The sequence below is a fragment of the Kitasatospora sp. MBT63 genome (genome assembly GCF_000710465.2).
GTDB lineage: Bacteria > Actinomycetota > Actinomycetes > Streptomycetales > Streptomycetaceae > Kitasatospora.
This window is the reverse complement of sequence record NZ_JAIZ01000583.1, coordinates 11,561-18,106: the sequence shown is the minus strand read 5'-3', so window position 1 is coordinate 18,106 and position 6,546 is coordinate 11,561. Positions and strand designations below refer to the sequence as shown.

The window sequence follows — 6,546 nt, the reverse complement described above, 5'->3', positions numbered from 1 at the left end:
GGGGGGGCGGCCCCCGCCGCGGCCGCCGACGTCCGGACCGTCGGCGAGGACTCGCTGGCCAGCACCGGCCCGACCACCCCGCTCGGACAGCTCGCCGCCGCCGGCGGCGCGGCCGTCCTGCTGGGCGCCGGCGCACTCGTCGCCGCGCGCCGCCGCCCGCAGGCCTGATCACTCCCCTCCGCCGGTCGGTGCGCCCGTCGCGCCGGCCGGCGGAGTGCTTCCGTCGCCCCGGACCCGCCCGCCCCGGACCCGGGCTCCGCGGCGGCTCCGCGCGGGCGTCGGTCAGTACGGGAGCAGTTCGGCGGTGACCAGGTCGAAGTCGAACGGCTCCGGGACGTGCAGCGTCTCGCCGAACTCGATGTCCTCGCGGCGGTGGTACCTGGTGCCATCCGGCCGGCTGAAGAGCGTGACGGTCTTCTGCCGAGCGTCGACCAGCAGATACAGCGGGATCCCCATCAGCGGGTAGTCGCGTACCTTCCCGACCCAGTCGTTCTCCGGGTTGGACGGGGAGACCAGCTCGACGGCGACCGCGGCGACTTCGGAAGGGACCTGGTTCTCGGTCGTCTCCAACGCCTCGCCCGGAAGGTACGTCAGGTCCGGGTTCCGGCTCTTGCCCACGTGCGGTGAGACGAGGTCGGTGTTCTCGCTCGGCAGCAGATCCGACGGAGCGTGTGCGTCGAACTGGCGGCGGACCAGGAGGAGGTTCCGCTGGTGGATGCCCGAGGGACTGACCATCATGACGATGGTGTCGCCCGACAGCTCCACCTTGAATCCGTCGGGCAGGCTCCTGCGGGCCTCTTCGAGGAGTGCGAAGTGCTCCGGGTTCATGCGCGATGCCTCCTGGATTGCGCCGGACAGCACCTCAGCGTAGTCCGGGCCGCCCGACTATCGGCCAGGCTGGGCCAGCGCCGAGGTCGAACCCGGCGCTCTGGGCTCAACGGCCGTGGGCCTCGCGGTCGGCCTGGGCCAGCCAGCCCAGGTACCACTCGCCGAAGCTCACCCGGTCGCGGCCGGTGCCAGCGAGCGGCTCGATGGGGCCGTCGCACGCCCGGAGGTCGGTCCAGAGGGTGCCATGCTCCGGCCCGGTCACCACGAGCCAGGTGTAGTAGCCGCATCCCTCGTGGCTGAGGCGGATCGCTCCGGCGGTCATCTCGTCGTGGAGCCTCTCCCACTCCTCGTTCCAGACGCGGTACGCCGCGAGATAGGACTGTTCGTCGGGGAAGTCGTCCGAGACCGGCTCGCGAGCGTCGAGGTCCGCCGACCAACGAGCCCGTTGGTCCGCAGCGGGGAACGGCCTCCCCAGTAGCGAGTTGTCGCTTCGGACCGTGTCGTCCAGCCAGTGCCAGCCCTGCCCGTCACACCGCAGTGGGAAGGGGCCGTAGAAGGGGCCCGCTCCGCCTGCGCCGACCTCGACGAGGAAGTTGCGGTAGTCGGTCGGGAGCGCGACACCGAGTTCTTCCTCGGCCTCTGCCAGGTCGGCCTCACTCAGCGGCGGCTGCAGCACGAAGTCATGCCCGAAGCCCTGCTGACGAGCCCCGAAGACCTTCTCCGTGAACGGGGATTCCCGCAGAGCTGTCACCCGCTCGCGGACTCCCGACCAGTCGACCCCCGCGCCGGTGTTCGCCGGCTGCCACCCAACACCGGTCACGTCCATCTCGTCGCCGGTCGCGCCCATCTCGCCCCCACAGGTCCGGCGCCGCCCCACCGGCCGAGGAGCTCCGCCGGAGCCACCACCAGGCGAAGCGGCACGAAAATGCCCCCGAAGCGAGTGCTTCAGGGGCATCATGCCTGTTCAGGCTGGTGTGGCCAGGGCCGGGGTCGAACCGGCGACCTTCCGCTTTTCAGGCGGACGCTCGTACCAACTGAGCTACCTGGCCGTACTGCATCGCCTCTTGCGAGACGAGCGATCCTGACGGGACTTGAACCCGCGACCTCCACCTTGACAGGGTGGCGAGCTAACCAACTGCTCCACAGGACCTCGTGCGGATCTCATCCGCCTCAGCGCCTTGCGGCACTGACTTTACTACGGTACTACCGTGCCCCCAACGGGATTCGAACCCGTGCTACCGCCTTGAAAGGGCGACGTCCTGGGCCACTAGACGATGAGGGCTTGCGGCCCGCCCGGCTGGCTTTCAGCGGTCGGGGACGTGAGAAGCATATGGGATGCCGGGCGGGAAAGCCAAAACGGTTTCGGCCCGGCGGGTCAGCGGCCCAGCTCAGGACCGGTCGGGTGACCCCGCGCGGTGCGCACCCGGCGGTCAGGACCAGCCCAGTTCGTGCAGTTCGTGGTCGTCGAAGCCGAAGTGGTGCGCCACCTCGTGGATCACGGTGATGCGGACCTCCGCCACCGCCTCCTCCTGGGTCTCGCACTGCCGCAGGGTCGGCCCCATGTAGATGATGATCCGATCGGGCAGCACCCCGGCGTACCACTCGCCCCGCTCGGTCAGCGGGGTGCCCTCGTACAGGCCGAGCAGGTCGGGGGCGGCCGGGTCCGGTTCGTCCTCGACGAAGACCGCGACGTTGTCCATCAGGGCCGCGAGCTGCGGCGGGATCTGGTCGAGGGCGTCGGAGACCAGCGTCTCGAACTCGTCCCGGGTCATGTCCACCGCCTCATTGTCGGATGTCCCGTGACGACGTGCCAGATGATCGACGCCAGCGATTCGCCGGGGTGATTCACCGGGGTGGTTCACTGAGGTGTGAAATCGAACCCCGCCGGAGCGCCGCCCCGGGCAGCAGCGCCCCGGCGCCCGGCCCCGCTGCGCGGCCAGGGACCGACCGTGGCCGTCGTCGCCGTCGGCGGGGCCCTCGGTGCGGTCGCCCGGTACGGCGCCGGGCTGCTGCGGCCGGCCGCCCCCGCGGCGTTCCCCTGGACCACCCTGCTGATCAACACGGCGGGCTGCGCCGCCATCGGGGTCCTGCTGGTGCTGGTCACCGAGGCCCGGTGGGGGCACCCGCTGCTGCGGCCGTTCCTGGGCACCGGGGTGCTGGGCGGGTTCACCACGTTCTCGACCTACACCGTGGACGTCCAGCGGCTGATCGACCTCGGCGAGCCCGGGCGCGCCCTGTCCTACCTGCTGGGCACCGTCCTCGCGGCGCTCGCCGCGGTCTGGGCGGCCGCGACGCTCACCCGACTGGCCGTCGTCGGCCGGAGGCCGGCATGACCGCCGGGGACGCGGCCGCTCCGGCCGTGCCCGCCCGGGAACTGCGCGCCACCGTGCTGATCGGCGACCACGACACCTGGCACCACCGGCCGCTGTCCGCCGAGATCGTCCGCCGGGCGCACGCCGCCGGCCTGGCCGGGGCGAGCGTGTTCCACGGCGTCGAGGGCTTCGGTGCCGGCGCCACCGTGCACACCTCGCGGCTGCTGTCGCTGAGCGAGGGCCTGCCGGTGGCCGTGGTGATCGTCGACGAGGCCGAGCGGGTCCGCGCCTTCCTGCCGGAGCTGGACGGGCTGATCGGCAGCGGCCTGGTGGTGCTCGACGAGGTCGAGGTGGTCCGCTACGGCCGGGGCACGCCGGGCCGCGGCCGGGGAGACGACCGGTGACCTGGCTGCTGGTGATCGCCGGGGCCGTGGTCGGTGCGCCGCTGCGCTATCTGACGGACCGTACGATCCAGTCCCGGCACGACTCGGCCTTCCCCTGGGGCACCTTCGTGGTGAACGTCGCCGGCAGCCTGGTGCTCGGCCTGCTGGCGGGCGCGGTGGCTGCCGGCGCGGCCTCCTCCCGGCTCCAGCTGCTGATCGGCACGGGTCTGTGCGGGGCGCTCACCACCTACTCGACGTTCTCGTACGAGACGCTGCGGCTGGCCGAGACGGGCGCGCGGCTGTACGCGGTGGCGAACGTGGCCGGCAGCGTGCTGGCGGGGATCGGTGCCGCGTACACCGGGACGGCGGCCGCCCGCGCCCTGTGGGGCTGACGGCCGGTGACGCGAGGCCGGTGACGCGGGGCCGGTGACGGATGTCCGGGCCGCAGGGACCCGGGACGCGGCCGACCGGGCGGTTGCCCGTGTCCGGCGGGGCGGCCGCGCGTTGGGCACCGAGAACGACGGACCGGCCCGGGTGGGGCGGCACGGGAGGTGGCTCGGTGGTGGCGGATCGTACGGCTGGTCCCGGGACGGGACGGCGGATGGCGGCGGGTGTCGCCGCGGCGGTGCTCGCGGGGTTCGGGCTGAGCGGGTGCATGTCGGTCGGTGCGGGCTCCGCGGACCAGCAGGGCACCGCCCGGCCGAGCGGCCCCGTCGGGGCGTCCGGCAAGGCCGGCAACGTCGGCGGCGCGGCCCGCAACTCCGGCAACGGCCAGCACGGCGAGCACGGCGCCGTGGTCGCGGGCGAGGGCGTCTCGCCGGGGACGACGCCGGCGGCGGAGGTGGCGGGGGTGGTGCCGGTCCCGGCCGAGTCGGGGGCGGTCGTCGCCCCGGTGGTGGTGCCAGGTGCGCCGAGCGACAGCGCGGGTGCGCCGAGCCCGGCCGGCCCGGCCAGCCCGGACGCCAGCCCCTCGGTGCCGTCCCACCCGTCACCAAGCTCACATCCGAGTTCCGCCCTCCCATCTGTCACACTGGGACCAGAACCATCCGCCAGTAACTCCGGATCATCGGCTCCAAGTGCGACTCCGGCCGGGCAATAGCGCTCTGGCCAGCGAGTTTGCCTTTGATCCTGAGGTTCCTCTATGGTGGTAGATCGTTCGTTTGATTCATTTGATTGGCGCCTCCATCTGTACCCGGCGCCCTTGGCGCGTTCCGGCGATCCGTGGCTGACCGCATAGAGGCGGTCTTAACAGAACCCCGGACTTTGGCGCGTGCCACTTCCGGAAGGTTTTGCATTGTCTCTCGTTGACGACGCCCGCTTCGCCATGCCCGCGAACGGGTCGGACGCCGCCGACTCCGTCCTGACCGACACCAACGACATCCTCGAGGCCGCCGAGGCCGAGACCGCCGCTGCGGTCGACCTCGACGACACCGCCTCGGACGTCGACTCCGACGCCGCGCCGGCCGAGCCCACCATCACCTTCGGTGACCTGGGCCTCCCGGACGAGATCGTCCGGGCCCTCGCCAAGCGCGAGGTGGTCACCCCGTTCCCGATCCAGGCCGCGACCATCCCGGACGCCCTGGCCGGCAAGGACGTGCTGGGCCGTGGCCGTACCGGCTCCGGCAAGACCCTCAGCTTCGGCCTCCCGCTGCTCACCCGCCTCGCAGGCGGCGAGCGCACCCGGGCCAAGCACCCGCGCGGTCTGATCCTGGTCCCCACCCGTGAGCTGGCCATGCAGGTCGCCGACGCGCTGGAGCCGTTCGGCTCGGTGCTCGGCCTCAAGCTCAAGGTCGTCTGCGGCGGCACCTCGATGTCCAACCAGATGTACGCGCTGGAGCGCGGCGTGGACGTCCTGGTCGCCACCCCGGGCCGCCTGCGCGACCTGATCAACCGCGGTTCCGCCAAGCTCGCCGACGTCCAGGTCGCCGTGCTGGACGAGGCTGACCAGATGGCCGACATGGGCTTCCTGCCCGAGGTCACCGAGATCCTCGACCAGGTGCCGGCCGGCGGCCAGCGCCTGCTGTTCTCCGCCACCCTGGAGAACGAGATCGACACCCTGGTCAAGCGCTACCTGAACAACCCGGTCACCCACGAGGTCGACCCGTCGGCCGGCGCGGTCACCACCATGACCCACCACATCCTCGTGGTGAAGCCGAAGGACAAGGCGCCGATCACCAACGCCATCGCCGCCCGCAAGGGCCGGACGATCATCTTCGTCCGCACCCAGATGGGCGCCGACCGCGTCGCCGAGCAGCTGGTCGAGGCCGGCGTGAAGGCCGACGCGCTGCACGGCGGTATGACCCAGGGCGCCCGTACCCGGGTGCTGGGCGACTTCAAGGACGGCTACGTCAACGTGGTCGTCGCCACCGACGTCGCCGCCCGCGGCATCCACGTCGACGGCATCGACCTGGTGCTCAACGTCGACCCGGCCGGTGACCACAAGGACTACCTGCACCGCTCGGGCCGTACCGCCCGGGCCGGCCGCTCCGGCACCGTCGTCACCCTGGTGCTGCCGCACCAGCGCCGCGGCGTCTTCCGCCTGATGGAGGACGCAGGCGTGGACGCCTCGCGCCACATCCTCGACCACGCCTTCGACCCCGAGGTGTCCCGGATCACCGGTGCCCGCTCGCTGGTCGAGGTGCAGGCCGAGTCCGCGTCCGGCATCGCCGGTGCAGCGGAGCGCGAGGTCGCCGAGATGACCCGCCAGCTGGAGCGCGCCCAGCGTCGTGCCGCCGAGCTGCGCGAGGAGGCCGACCGCCTGGCCGCCCGTGCCGCCCGTGAGCGCGCCGCGCTCGGCATCGAGGACGAGGAGCCGGCCGCCGAGGCCGCCGACGCGACCACCGAGCCGGCCGCCGCCGAGACCGCCCCGGCGGTCGAGGAGGAGCGCGTCCCCGCGTACCGCGAGGCCCGCGCCGAGCGCCCGTCGTTCAACCGCGACCGTGACGAGCGCGGTGGGTTCAACCGCGACGACCGCGGCCGGGACCGGGACCGGGACGACCGTGGTGGCCGTTCCTTCGGCCGGG

Annotated in this window: 7 protein-coding genes and 3 tRNA genes; 4 read left to right on the top strand and 6 right to left on the bottom strand. The window is 72.6% G+C overall.

The features are described from left to right. Window positions 1-282: 282 nt before the first annotated feature. From AA75_RS30795 to AA75_RS30770, 6 genes are all read right to left on the bottom strand, one after another. Window positions 283-828 carry a Uma2 family endonuclease gene (locus AA75_RS30795; protein ID WP_033823593.1) on the bottom strand — a complete coding sequence of 182 codons (546 nt, stop codon included), beginning with the start codon at window positions 826-828 and terminating at the stop codon, window positions 283-285. A 106-nt stretch (window positions 829-934) separates the two neighbouring features. Beyond that, entirely contained in the window at window positions 935-1,675 is a 741-nt protein-coding gene (locus AA75_RS30790) for an SMI1/KNR4 family protein (protein WP_199520452.1), read from the bottom strand. Between the two features lie 128 nt (window positions 1,676-1,803). Continuing rightward, window positions 1,804-1,877 (bottom strand) — tRNA-Phe (locus AA75_RS30785). A gap of 27 nt (window positions 1,878-1,904) precedes the next feature. After that, window positions 1,905-1,978: transfer RNA gene (locus AA75_RS30780), tRNA-Asp, on the bottom strand. A gap of 59 nt (window positions 1,979-2,037) precedes the next feature. After that, window positions 2,038-2,110, bottom strand: a tRNA-Glu gene (locus AA75_RS30775). Window positions 2,111-2,258: 148 nt separating this feature from the next. Then, window positions 2,259-2,600 (bottom strand): metallopeptidase family protein, encoded by a 342-nt coding sequence (locus AA75_RS30770; protein WP_033823592.1) that lies wholly within the window; start codon window positions 2,598-2,600, stop codon window positions 2,259-2,261. 177 nt (window positions 2,601-2,777) lie between these two features. On the opposite strand from AA75_RS30770, the gene crcB (AA75_RS30765) reads away from it, so the two are divergent. The 4 genes from crcB (AA75_RS30765) to AA75_RS30750 all read left to right on the top strand — a co-directional run. Beyond that, complete coding sequence (crcB, locus tag AA75_RS30765; protein ID WP_033823591.1) at window positions 2,778-3,161, top strand: fluoride efflux transporter CrcB; 384 nt, start codon at window positions 2,778-2,780, stop codon at window positions 3,159-3,161. Next, window positions 3,158-3,544, top strand: a complete 387-nt coding sequence (locus tag AA75_RS30760) for a DUF190 domain-containing protein (protein ID WP_051813805.1) — start codon at window positions 3,158-3,160, stop codon at window positions 3,542-3,544. Before crcB (AA75_RS30765) ends, AA75_RS30760 begins: the two co-directional genes overlap by 4 nt. Continuing rightward, on the top strand, window positions 3,541-3,915 hold the full coding sequence (gene crcB / locus AA75_RS30755) for a fluoride efflux transporter CrcB (RefSeq protein WP_033823590.1): 375 nt from the start codon (window positions 3,541-3,543) through the stop codon (window positions 3,913-3,915). Before AA75_RS30760 ends, crcB (AA75_RS30755) begins: the two co-directional genes overlap by 4 nt. 932 nt (window positions 3,916-4,847) lie before the next feature. Next, window positions 4,848-6,546 (top strand): DEAD/DEAH box helicase (locus AA75_RS30750; protein ID WP_033823642.1); only part of this gene is annotated, 1,699 nt, incomplete at its 3' end.

Coding starts and splice junctions, on each gene's coding strand:
- AA75_RS30795 (WP_033823593.1), bottom strand. CDS start 828: ATGAACCCGGAGCACTTCGCACTCCTCGAAGAGGCCCGCAGGAGCCTG.
- AA75_RS30760 (WP_051813805.1), top strand. CDS start 3,158: ATGACCGCCGGGGACGCGGCCGCTCCGGCCGTGCCCGCCCGGGAACTG.
- AA75_RS30770 (WP_033823592.1), bottom strand. CDS start 2,600: ATGACCCGGGACGAGTTCGAGACGCTGGTCTCCGACGCCCTCGACCAG.
- AA75_RS30790 (WP_199520452.1), bottom strand. CDS start 1,675: ATGGGCGCGACCGGCGACGAGATGGACGTGACCGGTGTTGGGTGGCAG.